Source organism: Paenibacillus luteus, assembly GCF_006542765.1.
Classification (GTDB): domain Bacteria; phylum Bacillota; class Bacilli; order Paenibacillales; family Paenibacillaceae; genus Pristimantibacillus; species Pristimantibacillus luteus.
The window spans coordinates 1-19,080 of sequence record NZ_SKCD01000019.1 but is presented as its reverse complement, the minus strand read 5'-3'; the positions used below and the strand labels follow the sequence as shown (position 1 = coordinate 19,080).

The window sequence follows — 19,080 nt, the reverse complement described above, 5'->3', positions numbered from 1 at the left end:
CTGCTTTTCATCTAACTCTTTTGCTGTCGGTTGCGGTTGCTTTTTTGCGCACTGCTTGGCCGTTTGAAATAAAGCCACCTCGGCATTCGGATGAGAGCATCCTCCTGCTCAGTCGCAATAAACGGACTGAGCGGCGCCATATACGGCTCCCCAAAGGAGCGGAGTGAGCATAGATGAAGCAATAAAGTAAACAATCCCATAATGATGCCGAACAACCCAAAGCTAGCCGCCAATCCCATAAATGCAAAGCGAAGAATGCGTACCGGAATAGACATGCTGTAGGCAGGCACAGTAAAGGTTGCAATTGCCGTTACCGAAACGACGATAACCATGGCTGCGGATACGATTCCCGCTTCGACAGCAGCTTGTCCGATGACGAGTGTCCCTACAACCGAAACGGCTTGACCGATGGCTCGCGGCATACGAAGCCCCGCTTCCCTTAATATCTCAAAGGTCACCTCCATCGCCACCGCTTCAACGAAGGCCGGAAACGGGACGCCCTCCCGCTGGGCAGCAAGACTGATTAACAAGGACGTCGGCAGCATGTCCCGGTGAAAAGTCGTAATGGCGATATACAAGGAAGGGAGCAGTAGTGAAATAAAACCGCTAATAAACCTTAGTATGCGGAGCAAGCTCGCATAGACGGCCCTTTGGTAATAGTCCTCGTTCGATTGCACAAAGCTGACGAATTGCGTTGGAACAACAAGAGCATTTGGCGTGCCGTCCACTAGAATCGCTACCTTCCCTTCCAACAGCTGCGCCGCAACGTTATCGGGAAGTTCTGTGTTGAATACGGTGGGAAAAATCGAATACTTTGCATCCTCGATTTGCTCCTCGATATATCCGCCTTCCAGTACGCCATCTATATCGATAGCATTCAAACGCGAGCGGACCTCATTAATGACAGAAGGTTTCGCTATGCCGTTCAAATACATCATGGTTACATCTGTCTTCGTAATGCGCCCAATCGCGATAGTCTCCAGCCAGAGCCGTGGGTCCTTGATTTTCCTCCGCACTAGCGAGGTGTTCACACGCAAGGTTTCGGTAAAACTTTCCCTTGGACCCCGAACTGACGTCTGATTGGTGGATTCTGTTACATCGCGTCCCTTCCACTGACGAATATCAGCACGATACGCATGATCGCTCCCATTCAAGAGAATGATGGCTTCACCGGATAACAAGGACTGATAAAGTTTTCCCATTTCATGAACGCTGCTAATCGACCCTATGCCCGATAATAGCTTTTCAGCCAGTACCTCTGGCTCTGTTTCATGCTCGGAATAATCCGACACATTCAGCATCGAGCGCATAAGGACATCAAAAATATAAGTATTAATAATTGCTGCATCCGACATCCCGTCGATATAGACAACTGCCGCTGATAGAGCTGCGCTTCCATCGCTTCGGATCTGTCGAATAATAACATCGTCGCTGTCACCCAAATCACTTAAAATCATTTTTATATTTTGTTCGATATCTGCGATAAGCAGAACATCCGTCGATGTTGACTGATTCGTTCCATCGGATGCGTGCTGAATAGGCTTGGTCATAGGTGATCGTCTCCGGTTCCATTGTCTCTTCCCATTATCACCATCGAAGTTTGCTGTTAAACCCTTGTGACAGAGCGGAAGCCACAACAAAAAGAGCTGGCTCGGAAGGATTTATTCCTTAAGTGCCAGCTCTTGCTTGTTCAATTTCCCATATATAGGTTACAGTTGAAGTCCCTATAACTACACATTTATAAATTAAAACACCAATATAAATTGAATTTAATTTACTGAAACATTCAAAGGTAAGAATCCGGCTACAAAGGCAAACTCTTCGTTTTTCCTGAACGATCTCCTCGCACAGCGACCCTATCGTGATTTTCCAGATCGATTAATAGCTGTTCAGCCCTCCCCCTCCGATTGCACCCTGCGCTTGACCTTGAAACAATCAAAGAATAAAGCAAAAAGGAGCTGCACAAGCAAGACAAATGTCTTGCTCATGCAGCCCCCTCTATGAAAAATTACGAACGTTTTACACCAATCGTCAAAATCTCGCAAGCGCCAACCGGAACTTGGTAACGTGACTCGCCTGCTGAAGCAAGACCATCGCCCTGCTGCTCGAGCACATCACTCCGATAAGCCTGTCCGAGTGTTGGTGCAGCCTCGCCAGCCAAGAGCTTAAGCTCCGATGCTGCTGGTTTCATGTTGTACCAGCGGAGTAAGAAATCGCCTGAAGTCTCATTAACCTTCAAGGAGGAGAATGCCAGGCTGCTGCCTTCCCAGTTGAATAGGGAGCCTGCTGAAGCCAGCTTGCCCTCATGGACTCCGGTTTGTGCAACCGTCCAAGGCACTTGGAACTGATAAGCGGATGCATAAGCACCCGATTCAACTCCGTCGCCACTGTGCGGAAGAATCAACAGGCTGAAGCTTTGCTCGCCAAGACACTGCGCTTCCGGAGTAGGGAATACGCCCCAGTCGCCAAGCTCTGCTACGGCACGAAGCAGCGTAACCGCAATCGTGTTGCGCCCATCGCGCAATACTTCATATTCGTTCAAGCCGAGGTTTGCTACCGTCATCCCCGCTTGCTCGCCGCTCACATCAACAAAAGCCTGCTGATGCTGCGCGTTGCTTGGGTTGATCCATTCTGCTGCCGGTTCGTTATCACGCTGAGCAATTTCGAAGATCGAATCCGCATGATGCACGTTTGCAGCCAAATCCGTTGGGAACAGGACGCGTACGCGGTGATCCTTCGCTTGGTTATTGAAGAAGGATTTCCATTCTACGCCTTGCCCATCACGGCTAAGTCCAATTTCAGTACGGATCGTCAGCGGAACCGTTTGCTCCGTACGCTGCGATTTACGCTCAGGGAAATATACCGCCTCGCGCTTCTCTACTTCAAAATACTCATCAGCCGAAGCTGGCACCGCCCATTCGTGCACGATCTCGAACACGGCATGGTACGCATTGTCCTCTTTCAGACGAATGCTTGCCGGCACGCCTTTCGTCGTTAAGGCTTGCTCGCCTGTAGGCTGCTTGTACATATACTCATTCCCAATATCACCGGTGTTTTCATATACGCCAAGATCGCAATACACTTGGCCCGTGCGCTTGTCCGTAAGCTGGAATGAGCCGTCCTCTGCGAGGTCAACACGCAGCCATTCATTCTCAAGCGCATGTGTTCCCGCCACGAGCGAAGCTTGCGGCTGCACAGCCGTTTTCGCATCAAGAACCCAAGCAAATGACGCCAGGCCGAGTGCTGCAATCTGCTCTGCTTCGAACGACAAGCGTATTCTGCGGCTCATATAAGGTTGGCGGAACTTGTCATTCGGCAAATCATAACCGAAATGCAATCCCATATCGACAACCGAATGAGCAACCGCCGAACCATTGCGGTCGACGAGTGTTCTGCCGGTTACATCAATGCCGTACATTTTCTGATTCATTTCGTTCAGTGTTAAGCCGTCACGGAAATAGATCCGAGCCACATCCAGCTCGACTTCAATCACGCCGCTGCGCTTCCAGCCCGTCGTATTGTATACGACAAACGGAAGGGCATCTCTGCCGAATTGCTCAAACACAGAAGTATCAACCGCATCCGCAATGGCTGTTTTGCTCTCATCAATAATCGCTTCCGCGATATGGCGGCTCTTATCGAAGCGGGTCACCATCTCGCGGTGAACCTCGTCCACGCTGCAGCCGCAAATGCTGTCATGCGGATGGTTCTGCATGAGCGTTTTCCAAGCATACGTAAACAGATGATGTGGATACTCATGACCAAGGGAATAAGCAAGGGAAGCCAGCGGTTCTGCTACCTTCTCCAGCATCGCTTGGCCAAGCTGATTCATTTGCTTCAAGTATACGCGTGCAGAAGCCGTATTCACCAACGTTGACCAGCCGTCCGTGCGCTGGCTGCGAAGCTCGCCTTTTACAACGGAGAGCTCGCGGGTCAAGGATTCATTGACCGAAGCCAGATAATCTTTGAAATTGGAATGAACAAAATCCGTGTCTGGGAATAAACGTCTTGCCGTATCAAGCGCCTCGGACAAATCCTGCTGGATCGGTTGATGATCGCAGCCGTTCATGAACAGGAGCTGGCCGGTAGCCGCGTATTTCTCTGCCTCGGCAAGCTTGCGCTCCCAATATTCCTTGGCAACCGCTTCTTCCGTCGGCACTTCCATTCCGTTGCAGTACCAGTTGGCGAACAATACGCCGAGCACGCGCGAGCCATCCGGGCCTTCCCAGATCAGCTCGGAGAAGGACGATTCATAATCCGAATCCGCAACCGTATTGTTGAAGCCTGTCGGCTTCACGCCTCGGCCGAACACAGCATTATCAATGCCCGCTTGCTTCAAAATTTGCGGCGCTTGGCCGATATTTCCAAATGTATCCGGGAAATAACCAACCTTCGCAATGGTGCCGTAACGGCTCGCATCCTGATGGCCAATTTGCAGGTTGCGGATATTCGCTTCGCTGCTGGTCAGGAACGCATCCTGCAAAATATACCAAGGCCCGATTGGAATGCGGCCCTCTTTAATGTAACGCTCCAGGCGCTCCCGGTTTTCGGGACGAACCTGCAAATAATCTTCCAAAATGATGGTCTGGCCATCCAAATAGAAGCTTTTGAAATTGGGATCGGTATCGAGTGTATGAAGCAGCGTATCCATCAATTTTACGAGCAGGACGTGATGCTTCTCATATGGTAAATACCATTCGCGGTCCCAGTGGGTATGCGAGATGATATGAGCGGTTCTCTTTTGGGTCATCGTTGTACACCTCTTCTTGTTAGTGGTCGTTAGAAGGCCGTACCGTTACTTCCACCTGATCTGGCCGATATACGGACAGCAATTGTCCCTTGTTATCCACCGCAAATAATACGGAGCGTTCCTTCTCCAGCAGAAAGGCGTATCGAATGCCTGTCACCGGATCTTGAACCTCAATCTCTACATCCAAGCTAAATTCGGAGACGAAAGTGAACAGCGCGCCGCCTTCAAAGGTCAGCTTGCGTCCATAAACGCCAGGGAAATGCCCGCCCTTTACCCATTTCAGCTCTTCACTGCAGCCAGCGGTTGCAAGCGCATGTTGGTAAATAGCCGATATCGGCTCGATGCGGTCATTTAGCTCTACCGGCAGCGGACACCATAAAATCCGGCCCTTGCCATGCTTGAGCTCAATCAGCTGATCGGCATTCGCTTCAGCGGCGCCAGCCATCGCTTCTTTCCATACCTGCGCAATCCGCCGGTTGCTATAAGAGACGGGCAGCATCCGATTGCCGATGTGAAGCAGCTCCTCGCGGCGCACATTGACGAGCTCTCTCGTTCCAAGCAGCTCGGAATGACGATTTACGGGACGCCAATAGGCATCCAGACTCGTCGGGCCCGTAATAAGGAGCGTTGCCCCCGACTGCTCGGTATAATCGAGCAAACGGTCAAATGCAGCATCATCTATGTTATGGGCGCTCGGTACGATTACAAGCTTAGCCGGATTTGCTTCCAGCTCATGCAGGTGATATTCCGATACGCCGCGGAACGGTTTGTTCAGCTCATAAGCGAGTACACGCGTCGCTTTGGTCGTCGCATCGAAAGCAAGCTTCCGGTTAGAGAAATCATTCGAGTAAGGGAACACCACAACCGTGTCCTCGAGCTCCCGGCCCGTGAACAAATCTCTGATCTCAGCCATAAAGCTTCCGAAATCATAAGAAACGTCTGCCTCCGGCTTCTCTGTACCATCGGCCCGGAGCGCGCCGATATGGGATTCATTCGCATTGTCCATATAGAAATTCGTATTCCATATCCACTGGACCGCACCGGCCCCGCCAGTGGCGAAAGCATAGGCGTACTTGCGCTCGAGCATGCTTCTAAGCTCTTCTTCCGTACGCTTTGCACGGCCCTCAGGCGTCTCGACATACATGATGCCCGTTTCCTGTACAAGGTTAGGCTTGTCTGCCGTCTTTGCAAATATACTGTCCCAGATCAAATGATCGTTCAGCCACCACGAATGCACAGTCGTATAATCAACCGCTTCTCCATAGAAGAATGGGGAAGGCCTTTGCGCGCCAAGCGCCTCGTCCTGACCGACTGTAACCATATGGTCCGGGCATTCTTCTTTGATTGCCTCGTAGAGCTCCTTCGCCCAGCGGTTATGCATGTCCATCGAGAAAAGCGCATAATCGAGCCAGCGCGTGCCCTTCTTGCCTTGATGCATATCCTGCACGTCAAAGTTAATCTCTTCTGGCTCTGGAGGCAGTGCCGCTTCAAAACTTGGCAGCTGCTCCGGCGTCATGTTCCACAGCTGCTGAAGCCGCTCCACCGATCCGTGACGCTCCTCCAGCCATGCCGCATAAGCAGCCTTCTCGAAGGGATCGCGCGCAGATCTTGGGCCGTCGGAAAAAATCCGCGGCGGATCGAACATCGAGGGCTCATTGATCAAATCCCAGTCCACATGCTTCGATTGCTTGTGGCGCGAGATAATCGCCCGAATGAACCGTTTCTGCGCTTCGACGCTGCGCGGATCGAGATAAGGGTTCTGTCCTTCCCACGTCTCCGGCGTAAAGGAGAAGAACGTGAAGGTCACCTGCAAATCATGGCGCTTCGCCGTTAGCAGGAACGCATCAATTGAGCGCAATACCTCTTCCGACGCATGCCCGTCCACCTGCATCACGTTGCGGTAAGCCGTCCATATGCCGGTTCTAATCCAGTTAATGCCCGCATTGCGCATCTGGGCCATGTCCCGCTCCCAGACTGCAGTATTTGGCAAAAATAAAAACTTGCGCGCGACGTCTGAAGTCATGTAAGTCATGCCGACAACCGGCATCGGACGTCCGTCCTTCACAAAATAATCCCGTTCGCTCGTAACTGGACTGCCTTCCTCAAGCAGCGCCTGATCGAAGCCCCAGAAGCCTTGGCGAAGGATCCGAACTTCGCTGCTCGTCGATTCCGCTTTACAGGTTACCTTGTAGTAGCCGCTCACAAGCGTAAGCGGAACGGGAATACGGACGATCTGCTGCTTAGCCGCAGCATCCAGCTTCAAGCTGCTCGTCCAGCGCTGCTCCTGGTCATTGTCGTGCTCAATTTCAATCGTAAAGCTCCAATTCGCAGCAGGTGCCGCTTGATCCGCATTGCGGCCAAGCTGCTGCATCTGCAGCGTCAGCATGGCCCGCTCTCCCGGCTCGAAGGAAGCATAATTCGGCTTCAGCCACAGCTCCGTAACGCCTTCCGCACAATAATCCGCCCAGCGGCGAAGCTCCTCCGCTCCGCCAGCCTGCCAGAACGATTCCGTTAGCGGCAGGTTGACAAACAGCCAGCGTGCGCCCGCAAACGAGCCTTTCATATTCTCCCATAGCAACACGGGAGCAGCTACCTCGCGCCCATCCGCTGAAATGCCCTTCAGCAGCGGATACAGCTGCGCGTCCATCGGCCCAGCCGATCCCATCTGATGCGGTAAATCGCTGCTTTTCGTCACATGAGGCACCAGGTTCCAAGTGCTAGAAACCTCGAACATCGCTTCTTTGCCTTGCAGCATGGAAAGGTCGGCATGAGCAGATAATGTCTTGATTGGCGCTGCGCTTACCGGCAAACTCTCATGAATATGAAGCTCACGGTGGTAAGCGGTTTGCTCGTTCTCGATCTCCCATACTCCGGCTTCGTTCTTTGACACCGGGCGCTTGAACGGCGCGCCGCCAATGCTGATAAGGCCGCCGCCACGTTTGAGGAACGCCAGTATCTCGCCCCAAGCCTCCTTGGGGAAGAACGGAGCATGCAAATTCACGAAGCTGCCGCCGTTCGCCTCGCGGAGCGCCTTGGCAAGTCCGCTCGCACGGACCACGTTGCCCTGTTGAACAAGCTGCCCCTCCGCATCTGCGCTGAGCCGCCCATCTATCGGAAATGAAGAGTCATAAAAAATAATGGTGCTCATGCTCATAGAATGTCATCCTTCATCGCCTTGTAGACAAGCTGCGAGAACAAGCTGTTCGACCAAGCGAACCATTTGCGTGTAAATACAGTCGGATCATCCGAATGGAAGCCCTCATGCATATATCCCGTATCCCCATCGGTTGCTTCAAGCATGTCGATCAGCGCAAGCTTCTCTTCCTTGCTTGATGCCGTAAGCCCCTGCATCGACAAAGCCATATGCCAGATATAACCTGGAGGCGTATGTGGGCTGCCGATGCCTTTCGCTGCTTTGCCCTCGTAATAGAACGGGTTATGCTTGCTCAGCGCAAAGTTGCGTGTATTTTGATAAATCGGATCATCCGAAGTCGTGTAGCCAAGGTAAGGAATCGACATCAAGCCTGGCGTTCCTGCATCATCCATCAGGCAATAGTTGCCGAAGCCATCTGTCTCGTAAGCGTAGATTGGGCCAAATTCCGAATGCTGATAAATGCCGTACAGCTGAATGCCGTGATCGACATCATCTTCAAGCTTTTTCAGCTCCTTCACGAAGTCCATGTCACGGAAAACCCACTCGGCGATTTCTCTCATCTGGCGCAGTGTAACCACGGCAAACATATTCGCAGGTACGTTGTAATGGAAATCACAAGCATCGTCGCTGGAGCGGAAGCCTGACCAGATCATGCCCGTGTAGTTCACAGGCATCCCTAATCCGTCATTGCGCAGGGAATCCGTAGGAATGCCGTTATCGCGAGTGAAACGGTACGGCGATTTTTCGAAATGGCGCTGCTCAGTTTTCCATAGCTCAACAATCTTGCGCATCGCTGCTTTAAAGCCGGAATCGAAAATATCGGTCAGCTCGGTCTCTTTCCAGTAAGCATGTGCAAGGCGCATGGAGAAGCAAATGGAATCCAGCTCGAATTTACGCTCCCATACCCATGGCGACATTTCTGTCTCATCCGTGGTGTTCCAGTGCCAATCGTTAGCCGACTCATTGAACGCATTCGCGTAAGGATCGATTTGAATATAAGAGATATGGCGCTTAATCAGACCGCCGATAATCCGCTGCAAATCCTTGTCCTCTTTGGCAAAAGGAACGTAGTGAATGACCTGCTCCACGGAATCGCGCAGCCAAAGCGCAGGAATATCGCCCGTGATGACAAAGGTTGTCCCATCATCCATCAGCTTCGTTGTTGTTTCGAGCGTGTTGGGGAAACAGTTTTTGAACAATTGCAGCAGCTTCGGGCGGTGCGCAAGCTTCTGCTCCGCTTCCTTCAGCACGTCTTGAACCGCATTCGGCAGCGTCAGCTCCGGAAGCGGGATTTTTGGTAATCTAAATTGCTCCATATCGTATATGCTCCTTTAGCAATAAGTCGTCTTTATTCTTTAACGGCACCAACCGTCAAGCCTTGAATGAAATATCTTTGGAAGAACGGGTAAGCGAATACGATCGGTCCAGTCGCAAGCACGACCATCGCCATACGCGACGTATCCTGCGGCATCGATTGCAGCACGCCTACACTGAGTGAAGCATTTTGCGAGTTTTGCATAATGAACTGCATACTATTTTCAATCCGCATCAGCATCGACTGAAGCGGCACTAAATTCGGCGTATTAATGTACAGCAGGGCGTTGAACCAATCGTTCCAATAGCCGAGCGTACTAAACAAAGCTATGGTGGCAAGACCAGGCAGCGATAATGGCAGCACGAGCTTGAAGAAAATGCCGAACTCGCCAGCCCCATCGATTTTGCCCGATTCGATAATCGCATCCGGCACCATGGTGGAGAAGAACGTGCGCAAAATCATAATGTAGAAGGCGTTGACCGCAAGCGGCAAAATTAACGCCCAGATGGAATCTTTAAGGCCTAGAAGCTGCGTGACAATAATATACGTCGGCACAAGGCCACCGTTGAACAGCATCGTGAAGAAGGCAAAAAAGGCGAAGAAATTACGGTATTTAAAGCTGTGGCGCGAGATCGCGTAAGCGAAAAGCGCGGTAAAAACAACACCGATCACCGTACCGATCACGGTAACCATAATCGTAACCCCATAAGAGCGAAGCAGTTGATCTCCAGCTTTGAACAAATAGGTGTAAGCTTCTACGCTCCATTTTTCCGGAAATAGCTGATACCCGTTTCGGGCCAGCGTCGTCTCGTCCGTAAAGGAAATAATCGTAACGAATAAAAAAGGAAATACGCATAGTAGTGCAAAAATACCGGCTACGGCATGAAAAGCGATATTCCAAGCGGTCGTCAGCCTGTGAAAATCACGGCCTTTCGTCGTTTGAGCGGACACAACGATTTTCCTCCCTTCGCAATGCTAGCTTGTCTGGCTGTCTGATCGTGATGACTAGAACAATGCATTGTCTTTGTTGAATTTACGAACGATTCCATTCGATGTAATAACCAATACAAAACCAATGAGTGACTGGTACAAGCCTGCAGCTGTACTCATGCCGATCTCGCCGGTTGATTTAAGTCCCCGGTACACATAAGTGTCGATAACGTTCGTGACGCTGTAGAGCGTTCCTGAATCGCGAGGCACTTGATAAAATAATCCGAAGTCCGCGTAAAAGATTTTGCCGATCGCAAGCAGCGTCAATATGGTAATGAGCGGCGTCAGCATCGGAATCGTAATGTTGCGGATTTGCTGCCATTTGTTGGCGCCATCGATCATCGCTGCTTCGTAAAGCGATTTATCGATACCCATGATAGCAGCCAAATAGATGACGCTGTTATATCCTACCGATTTCCAAAGGAAAACGACGACGATAATAATCGGCCAATAAGTCGGATCGGAGTACCAGTTCACCGGATCGATGCCGAACCAGCCTGCTACTTGGTTTACAACGCCGCGATCAAGGCTTAGGAAGCTGAATACGAAATAGCCAACGATTACCCAAGATAGGAAATAAGGCAGGAACATCCCTGTCTGATACACCTTCGCCAATCGTTTGTTCGTAATTTCGGCTAGCATGATCGCCATCGCAACGGCAATGACAAGGCCGAGCACGATAAAGAAGATATTGTAGACTACGGTATTGCGGGTAATGATATAAGCATCATTGGTGCTGAACAGAAACTTGAAGTTTTGCAAACCAACCCACTTGCTTTCAATAATGCTCGCAAGAAAGCCGTCCCTGCTGTACCGGTATTCCTTAAACGCGATAACCATACCCGCCATTGGCAAGTAAGAGAAAAAGATAAACCATAACGTCGCTGGCAGTACCATGATCAGCATTGCCGCATTTTTGTTAATATTTTTGAAAAATCGCCCAAAGGCTCCCACGTGATCACCTCTCTGCTGTCAATTTAATGAGAGAAGGTATGAATCGAATGCCGAGCATTCGCCTCATACCTCCCGCTTTCTTACTTGTTCGCGGCTCTCCACTCGTCTAGTTGGCGCTGCGCTTCAGCCATAATTTTATCCAAACCGGCTGCCTTGAATTTGTCGTTAGCACGGGCAAGGTATGTCTCAGGATCTACTGTACCTGTCATGAGTGCTGCCCAGTATTCTTCCTTCACGTTTTGAACGGAAGCGATTTCTGTCGTTACCTTCGAAGTATCGAAGTTGAAGCCAAGAAGCGGAGCTGATGTACCAGCATCATTGAATTTCTTGAACTCTTCCCATTTGTTCGTTGGGTCAGTCGTGTTGAGGTACGTAAGCATAACATTGCCTAGTGAGAACGTTGGCATATCGTAGTTTTTCGACTCGTCTAGGTTTTCCATCACATTGTCGCTAGCTTTCTTGTAATGAACGCCTTCAATTCCAGAGTCAACCATGTTGCGAAGCACAGGATCTGTGTTAAGCAGGTTCAAGAACTCCATGGCTTTCTCAGGGTATTTCGAGTTCGCCGAAATGGATTGCATCGAGCCCATTACCGACCAGTTGTAAATCATTGCATCGCTTGCAGGTGTGGATACAACCGGGTAGCCGTAGCTTGCCGACCATAGGTTATCTGCGAAAGGCTGTGAAGTTGCGCGGTCCGCGAACCATTTGCCAGTCGTTTGCACATCTGTCATCGAATCCATCGTAGCGGCTTCTGTTGGAATGTAGCCTGCTTTGTAGTATTTGTGCATCGTATTCAAAATTTGTTTCATTTCTGGTGTATCTAGTACATTAACGATCTTGTAATCCGTTGTATCAAGCGATACCGCCATTGGCAGCTTCTCAATTACGTAATCGTAAGGAACGTAAGGCATTTGGTTTTTGTCTACAGCAAACGGATAAACATCCGGCTCGTTTTCTTTGATCGTTTTGAGCAAAGGCTCCAAGCTCTCCAAGCTGTAAACGTTAGAAATATCCAGTTTATATTTGTCTACAAACTGCTTATTGAAACGCCATACCTCTTGAGCAGGAAGCTCCTTATTAGCTGGAACGCCGTAGTTGTGGCCATCGACCTTCGAGCCTTCCAAAAATGCAGGATCAAGTGTATCAACAATGCCTTTTCCTTGCTCTTTCAGCAAATCATCGATTTGCATGAATGCGCCTTTTCTAGCATTTTGAACATAATCGAATGCCCATGATGAAGTGAACATCATGTCAACCGCTTCGCCTGAAGCCGTCATCACTTGAAGCTTCTGGGAATAGTCACCCCAGTCGATCATGCTCATTTTGACTGTTACGCCGATTTTCTCAGCTGTATATTTGCTCACTTCCGCCATGACCTTGTCTACATCTTTTTGCGGTGTACCAATGGTGTACCAGATCAGTTCAACCGGTTTCTCAGCTGTACCTTCAGAGTTGTTTTTGCCGCCTCCGCAAGCGCTTAGCACAATGGACATGGCAAGCAGCAGCGAAAGGGCTACTGTAAAGCTGCGTTTCTTTCTAATCATTAAGTAAATCCTCCCCGTGTTGTGTTTCGAAGCAGAATCCAAATGCGTAAGCATACGCTTACTTTATTTCCGTGCCCTTCGCGCGAAGCGTTTTAGGGCTAACTTAAAAATACCGGATGTAACGATTTTCAAATAGGCAACAAATTAAAGGTATGGTGTACAAATTAAAGAAAAAAAGACTACCCTAGCTTGCATTAGAGCAGTCCTTTGTAATCCGTGGGCGAAATGCCAACGTATTTCTTGAATTGTTTATAGAAATAACCGGTCTCCCAGTATCCCACCTTTAATGCGATCTCCTGTACCTTCAGCTGCGTTTCCTTCAGCATTTCCTTCGCTTTGCCGATTCGGTATTTGTTGATATACTCAGTAAAGGTCTCGCCCGTCTCCTTCTGGAACAGATGGCCGAGATAGACCGGATGAATATTATATTGCTGACTGAGCGATTTCAAAGAGAGCGCCTCGGCATAGTTTTCATGGACATAATTAAGCAGCAGCTGAATAATCGGACTCTTCACATCGCGCATGAGTGAGTCCACGGTTAAAGTTGCCGCTTCCTTCACGACTGCCGCGAGCCCCTCAATCGTTTCGGCCTGCATAATTTGCACGAAGCCAGCTTTGTATAGTTCGGGCTGATCCGCCTGTTTAATCTCCTTCAGCTCCATCTTAAAGCGAATCATCAGCTCGATCGCCATGCTTTGGATATACGCGGGGGTAACGCCTTCAAGCGATTGGTAGCGCTCGAACTCTGCATCAATCATCTCATGCAGCTGACCCAGCTCCTTCGCCTTGATTAGCTTGGAATACGGGGGCCAGTCTAGCGGCTCGGCAGCCGTATTCTCAATGCTGTTCTTCTCGGAGAGCAGGTCATAATCCAATATGGCCGGTTCATCCAGCAGCAGAAAATATTCCTGGGCCTTCTTCGCATGGGCATAGCTGCGCGGTGCCCCCTCGCCCATTTCCTGCACACTACCTAGTGATATTCGCATCGGGCTTGGAGCCAACCGTTTCTGCATATTATCTAGCTGGCTCATCGCTTTTATTTTACCTTCAACTTGATCTTCAAGCAGAAAGACGATGACGAGATCGCCGTCAATATCAACAAACGGGAGCATCGATGAATCTTGCATTGCAAGCCGCTGCGCCGCTTCGTAAGACGGCTCGAACTGACTTTCCGTCCGCAGCACGGCCGTCACCAAATAGGGCGCATCGAGCTGGATGTCCAGCATATCCGTTCGCTCGAGCAGCTCATTTGGCGCAATTCTGCCGGTCAGCCAGCGATACAATATATTATCCCTAAGAATACGAATATCATAATCGCTAAATAAACGGTCAGGCCTCGTTGTGTTCAACTTGTCGATTGTATTAGCCAACGTCTCCTGCAGCTCGTCAATGTTAATGGGCTTGAGCAAATAATTTTCCACACCAAGCTTGAGGCCTGACTTAATATATTCAAAATCATTATAGCCGCTCAAAATAATGACCTTTAAGTCCGGCCGGAATTTTCGGGCTTCGCCGATCAAGGTCAGGCCGTTCATGATCGGCATCGAAATATCCGTCAGCAAAATATCAGCCGCCGAATCCCTGAGCGCTTCCAGCGCGTCCTGTCCATTCTCCGCTGAACCCACGATCTCAAGGCCAAACGCCGACCAATCGATAATATCGTATAACCCCTCAATGATGAAGGGCTCGTCATCAACTACAAAAACTCTATACATGCGGTGCCTCCTCGATGTCCGGAAACTCAAGCGTGACCATCGTTCCCACGCCTGGCGTACTCTCGATGACGAGTCCGTAATCCGTCCCGTAAAGCAGCTTCAACCGTTCATGAACGCTTCGCAGCCCGAAGGACTCACCAGTCTCCTCCAATGAATCCATCGCTTCGCGAATCGATTCCAGCCGCTCCGGCTCAATGCCAATGCCGTTATCCTCAGCCTGAATGCGAACTCTGCCATCGAGCTGCAGAGTGGTGATCGTAATCCGGTTATCTTCTCTTTTTGGCTGCAATCCATGAACGACATAATTTTCGATAATGGGCTGAAGCGCCATCCGCATAATTTTGCGGCCCGCCAGGCTTTCATCACAAGTGATTTCATAAGACAGCTTGTCCTTGTAACGAATGCGGAATAACTCCAAATAAAGTCGTGACGTCTCGAGCTCATCCTTAAGCGTATTCTCCCCCTTCGGCTGCACGAAGCTTTTGAACAGGACGGATAGGCTGTAAATCATTTCGCCAACATCCCGTGCTCCTTGGGAGACCGCCCGCATTCGAATAACCTCAAGCGTATTGTAAAGGAAATGCGGATTCACCCTAGCTTGCAGAGCAGCCAGCTCCGTATGCTTTTGCTTGATTTCTGCTTTGTATACACGATCAATATGACGAGTCAGCTCGTCCAGCATATCGTTAAAGCTTCTCGATATTTGCCCGAGCTCGTCCTCTTTGTCATCTTGAATTCTCGCCGACAAATCACCACTCTCGACCTTGCGCATAAAGCGAATAATTTTATTGGTTCGCTTCGCGAAGTTGCTAACGACCAAAATCGGGACGAGCAGCACCATGACGATGCATACTGCGCTAATAATCATAATCGTACGCTTTAGCCCTTTATACGCAGCTGCAACCTCCGATTTAGGCGCTACGCCAACGACCAAATACCCCGCCTGATTTTGAGTGAGCGTCGTGACATAGGACTCTTCCTCCATCATTGCGGTATCATATAGAGAGTCGATTTTATCGGCATAGGGATAACGTACGCCATAATAACGATCAGAGGAGTCGAACAGCACTTCGCCCGAAGGGCCCAGCACCACAATGTAGCCTTTTAATTGCTCATGGTAGCTATCCAGCGCGTTGCTAATCCGGTCTGAATTAAAATAAACGAGCAGCTGCCCTAAATTTTTGAGCGTATTTTTATCATTAATGGGCACGCGCATGGAAAACAGCTTCGGCTCATACTGATTTATCGCACTGCGTACCCATGCATTCGGTACCGAAACCATCGTATTCTCCAGCGCCATGGCATCCGGGATATAAGAGCGCGAGGCATTGGTTGATAATAAACGGGTCACATGCCCCTGCTTATAGGCAAACAAAAACTGTTTTTCCGAGCTGTACAGCATTAAATTTGCGATATCGGTATCACTGTCGAGCTTATTTTCGAAAAAATCCAGCCCTTTCGGCACATCCGTATTCGACTCGTCAGCATATTGATCGAGCTGGTAATTCATATAATCCTCAAAGGGATGCTGCAAGAAATAAGCGAGATGCAATGACAGTGATTCATTCCGGTACACATCGAGCATAATCGATTGCACGGATTCGTATTTGCGTGTCATATAGCTATTAACGCTTTCCATCGCTTTTTTCTGATTTTCAAGCTCATTGCGCACGATAGATTGCGACATCACATTAAACATAAAATAGGAGAACGTAACGATCGTAACCGTTGTAATCAACGCGAACAGCAGGATCATTTTCATGAAAAGATTATTTTTCACATAGTTGTCGTACAAGCTTTTTCCCTTCAAAATAAACTCCTTCCCGTGAAGCATCGATACTTCCCTACACATGATTTGCGTTACAACGTTTAATCATACTCCACGATGATTTGCGGACACAAGTAGGCAGCGCATTGCCGAGTTGGTTTCTATATACATTATCGGAAATGAGGTGTGGTTGAATGACTAAGCCAGCAAGGCATATAATGAAGAAGTGAGGAAATCAGCAAGGAAGGGAGATGAGAGCATGACACTTGGTAAAATGGTACGCAATATTTCAGTAGGACTTATATTCGGAATACTCGCAATTGGTTTGCTGCCGTTTCTCGTTATTTTCAACTGGGCGGAGATGCTCAATCTCGTTGAGCTGGAAGCCTCGCCGTTATTTTTAATTTTTGGCCGCATGATCGGCCGAACCCCACAAAGGGATAAAGCAAACAAACCGAAGCAGCAAAATTTTGATCAGTAACCGAACTTATGCCGACTTATCGTTCTCAATGAACGCTAGGCCCGAAAGGCTATACCTTGGTAAAGGTGCAGCCCTTCGGGCCTTTCTTTCTCGCTTAAAGCGCCATTCTATAGTAAAATAGGGCAAAGCAACACTATACGATTATGAGGTGCTGGAATGTCCATAAGCTTTACAACGTCCATTATAAGCCGGTTAAAGAGAGAAATCTCCGACCTACAAAAGCAAGGCGCCGCCGACAAGAGCAAGAAGGATAAGGCGCTCGCCAAAATAAAACAGCTGCAAAAGAGTGTGAAGCTAAGCTCCTCACCCACAGATCTAAGCAGCAAAATGACGCAAATAACAAAGCTGAATGAAGAAGTAGCCCGACTGGATGCTGCTCAGGTTGCTTTCGCCAAGCAACTCACAGCCAAAAACGCTGAGCTTAGGCAGCAGCAAGCTAAGGAGCAGCCGAAGGGGTAAAGCGTAAGCTTCTCTACGTCAAACGACCTGCGACAATCTCATTAGAGACTGCCGCAAGTCGTTATTTATTAATTCAAAAATCCTTCCAGTGCAATCGTTGGCTTGCCATCCGCTTGCCAAGCTCCTTTGTTATAGCCTCCGTTATATCCAGGCGTCGCTTGCGGCTCCCAATAAAACACACCGAGCCCTTTTCCTCCAGAAATATTGCGCACTTTCGTTTTGATGTCAGTCACAAAATTTTTGGCAGCAGCCGGCTGGTTGTAATCCATTCCGATTTCTGTAATCATAACTGGCTTTCCGTAACGTGTGATCATATTGTTTGAGTTGCTGATCGTTTGCGTAACCTTGCTGGACCAATCGGTTGCAGCAGGATATAAGGACATGCCGATAATATCGAAGGTTGCCCCGTTAGCGATTAGACCGCCGATATTCCAGACAAATAAGCCGTTGTCATAGCCGTTCGCCAAATGGACAATCGTCTTGGTAGCCGTGCTGATCGACTTCACGGCGTTGTTGCCCGTATTAATCAGCCAGGCGTAGTTTTGCATGTTTAGCGAGGCCCTGCCATCATTCCAGAGCATGCCGTCATTCGTTTCGTTGCCGATTTGTACCCAATCCGGCGTAACGCCTTTGGTTTGCATGGCAGTCATAACGTCTCGGGTGTGATTCCAGACAGCATCCATCAACTGCTGAAATGTGTAGCTAGCCCACGCAGCCGGCTTCGTCTGCTGGCCGGGATCAGCCCAAGAGTCGCTGTAATGAAGCGTAAGCATAACGCTCATGCCTGCATCCTTCGCCCGCTTCGCCAGTGTCGCCGCCCGCTCCTTGTTCATATACCCATTGCCATAGCTCGAAGATGGATTAACGAAAACGCGAATGCGCACAGAATTGATCTGATAATCCTGCTTTAAAATTTGAATAATGTCTCTCGTTACGCCATTTTTGTCTTTCGAGCTATAGCCCTGCGCCTCCATCCCAGGAACCCAGCTGATATCCGCTCCTTTGGCGAATGTCGGCGCTGCGCTTACCTTTGACGGAATACCCTGATTCACGCCAAAAACACTCATTACCAGCAATAGTGCGAGTACGACACAACAAATTCTTTTCCACATTGTTTTGCCTCCTTAGACTAGTTTTGTCCATCATAAACGTTATTTTGTATGCGCTTCCATTTGTGTGGCTTAATTATAAAATTTACCGAAGTATTCATATAGGATGTAATGTCAATATTTTCAATGTTATTGAAACCGGTTTAAGGCTGCCCTACATAAAGCATAACATCTGTGTGCATAAGAAAAACGGCGCTGCTGTCATTTTCATGACAGCAGCGCCGTTTTTCTTAAATTATTGAAGAGGCTTATTTTGCAAAGCATTTGCAGCCGTTTTGGCCTCTTGAAGCTTTTGTTGTGCCTGCTGAATATCTTGATGCTCTTTCTTTACTTGCTCTTGCGCCTGCAATACATGATGTATCTCCAATTGCAGCAATTGCTCCGCTTCTAGCAGCTCTTGATTTTCTTCTTGCAGGTGAAAATGTGCTTCTTGCACTTCATGCTGGGCAAGCTGCAGCTGTTGATTTTCTTGAAGATCGGCAGCGATTTGCTGCAGGTTTCGATTAACCATCTCGTGAGCCTCCATCATTATGATTGTAGATCGTTATTGACCAACCATTATGGTGCTCTTATGAACGGTTTTTATGCTCCGTATGACTGGAAAGAATTCCAATATAGTAAGGAGCTGATGTGCTATTTCTTCTTTAAAAAGCACGCCGTCTCACTCTAATACTTACAGTTTTGAATATAGAAGGAAGCAACGAGCTTACATGTTGTTCTTCTGTGATAATGTCATCCCATAACTGTTCTGAGATAATGTCACTATGGGACAGGAGACAATTACATTGACCAGAGAAGAACTGAAGAAGATCCGCGTCGTGCAGAAAATAGTGGATGG

The 19,080-nt window shown here is 49.0% G+C and carries 13 protein-coding genes; 2 read left to right on the top strand and 11 right to left on the bottom strand.

The features are described from left to right. Positions 1-11 precede the first annotated feature (11 nt). The 9 genes from E0496_RS15210 to E0496_RS15170 form a co-directional block, all read right to left on the bottom strand. Positions 12-1,550 (bottom strand): spore germination protein, encoded by a 1,539-nt coding sequence (locus E0496_RS15210; protein ID WP_141502654.1) that lies wholly within the window; start codon positions 1,548-1,550, stop codon positions 12-14. Between the two features lie 458 nt (positions 1,551-2,008). After that, complete coding sequence (locus E0496_RS15205) at positions 2,009-4,750, bottom strand: alpha-mannosidase (protein WP_141502653.1); 2,742 nt, start codon at positions 4,748-4,750, stop codon at positions 2,009-2,011. Positions 4,751-4,769: 19 nt separating this feature from the next. Next, entirely contained in the window at positions 4,770-7,904 is a 3,135-nt protein-coding gene (locus E0496_RS15200; protein ID WP_141502652.1) for an alpha-amylase family protein, read from the bottom strand. Next, positions 7,901-9,220 (bottom strand): glycoside hydrolase family 125 protein, encoded by a 1,320-nt coding sequence (locus E0496_RS15195; RefSeq protein ID WP_141502651.1) that lies wholly within the window; start codon positions 9,218-9,220, stop codon positions 7,901-7,903. Before E0496_RS15195 ends, E0496_RS15200 begins: the two co-directional genes overlap by 4 nt. Before the next feature lie 32 nt (positions 9,221-9,252). Further along, positions 9,253-10,170: a carbohydrate ABC transporter permease gene (locus E0496_RS15190; protein WP_141502650.1), complete on the bottom strand. Its 918-nt coding sequence runs from the start codon at positions 10,168-10,170 to the stop codon at positions 9,253-9,255. A gap of 54 nt (positions 10,171-10,224) precedes the next feature. Then, positions 10,225-11,163 (bottom strand): ABC transporter permease, encoded by a 939-nt coding sequence (locus tag E0496_RS15185; RefSeq protein WP_238403930.1) that lies wholly within the window; start codon positions 11,161-11,163, stop codon positions 10,225-10,227. Between the two features lie 80 nt (positions 11,164-11,243). After that, complete coding sequence (locus E0496_RS15180; protein ID WP_141502649.1) at positions 11,244-12,710, bottom strand: ABC transporter substrate-binding protein; 1,467 nt, start codon at positions 12,708-12,710, stop codon at positions 11,244-11,246. 194 nt (positions 12,711-12,904) lie between these two features. Further along, positions 12,905-14,425, bottom strand: a complete 1,521-nt coding sequence (locus E0496_RS15175; protein WP_141502648.1) for a response regulator transcription factor — start codon at positions 14,423-14,425, stop codon at positions 12,905-12,907. Then, positions 14,418-16,259 carry a cache domain-containing sensor histidine kinase gene (locus E0496_RS15170; protein WP_241674816.1) on the bottom strand — a complete coding sequence of 614 codons (1,842 nt, stop codon included), beginning with the start codon at positions 16,257-16,259 and terminating at the stop codon, positions 14,418-14,420. The genes E0496_RS15175 and E0496_RS15170 overlap by 8 nt, the downstream gene beginning before the upstream one ends. A gap of 193 nt (positions 16,260-16,452) precedes the next feature. Between E0496_RS15170 and E0496_RS15165 the strand changes: the two genes are divergently transcribed. Then, positions 16,453-16,674, top strand: a complete 222-nt coding sequence (locus E0496_RS15165) for a hypothetical protein (RefSeq protein WP_141502646.1) — start codon at positions 16,453-16,455, stop codon at positions 16,672-16,674. 156 nt (positions 16,675-16,830) lie between these two features. Then, positions 16,831-17,133 carry a hypothetical protein gene (locus E0496_RS15160; RefSeq protein ID WP_141502645.1) on the top strand — a complete coding sequence of 101 codons (303 nt, stop codon included), beginning with the start codon at positions 16,831-16,833 and terminating at the stop codon, positions 17,131-17,133. A 68-nt stretch (positions 17,134-17,201) separates the two neighbouring features. Here E0496_RS15160 and E0496_RS15155 read toward each other — a convergent pair whose 3' ends face one another. Both E0496_RS15155 and E0496_RS15150 read right to left on the bottom strand, forming a co-directional pair. Beyond that, entirely contained in the window at positions 17,202-18,200 is a 999-nt protein-coding gene (locus tag E0496_RS15155; RefSeq protein ID WP_241674822.1) for a glycoside hydrolase family 53 protein, read from the bottom strand. 277 nt (positions 18,201-18,477) lie between these two features. Beyond that, positions 18,478-18,753, bottom strand: a complete 276-nt coding sequence (locus tag E0496_RS15150; protein WP_141502643.1) for a hypothetical protein — start codon at positions 18,751-18,753, stop codon at positions 18,478-18,480. Between the last annotated feature and the right edge of the window lie 327 nt (positions 18,754-19,080).

Bases quoted from the DNA above. Each gene is read 5' to 3' on its own strand.
- E0496_RS15210 (WP_141502654.1), bottom strand. From the start codon at position 1,550: ATGACCAAGCCTATTCAGCACGCATCCGATGGAACGAATCAGTCAACA.
- E0496_RS15155 (WP_241674822.1), bottom strand. From the start codon at position 18,200: ATGAGTGTTTTTGGCGTGAATCAGGGTATTCCGTCAAAGGTAAGCGCA.
- E0496_RS15170 (WP_241674816.1), bottom strand. From the start codon at position 16,259: ATGCTTCACGGGAAGGAGTTTATTTTGAAGGGAAAAAGCTTGTACGAC.
- E0496_RS15175 (WP_141502648.1), bottom strand. From the start codon at position 14,425: ATGTATAGAGTTTTTGTAGTTGATGACGAGCCCTTCATCATTGAGGGG.
- E0496_RS15165 (WP_141502646.1), top strand. From the start codon at position 16,453: ATGACACTTGGTAAAATGGTACGCAATATTTCAGTAGGACTTATATTC.
- E0496_RS15180 (WP_141502649.1), bottom strand. From the start codon at position 12,710: ATGATTAGAAAGAAACGCAGCTTTACAGTAGCCCTTTCGCTGCTGCTT.
- E0496_RS15160 (WP_141502645.1), top strand. From the start codon at position 16,831: ATGTCCATAAGCTTTACAACGTCCATTATAAGCCGGTTAAAGAGAGAA.
- E0496_RS15205 (WP_141502653.1), bottom strand. From the start codon at position 4,750: ATGACCCAAAAGAGAACCGCTCATATCATCTCGCATACCCACTGGGAC.
- E0496_RS15195 (WP_141502651.1), bottom strand. From the start codon at position 9,220: ATGGAGCAATTTAGATTACCAAAAATCCCGCTTCCGGAGCTGACGCTG.
- E0496_RS15200 (WP_141502652.1), bottom strand. From the start codon at position 7,904: ATGAGCATGAGCACCATTATTTTTTATGACTCTTCATTTCCGATAGAT.
- E0496_RS15150 (WP_141502643.1), bottom strand. From the start codon at position 18,753: ATGGTTAATCGAAACCTGCAGCAAATCGCTGCCGATCTTCAAGAAAAT.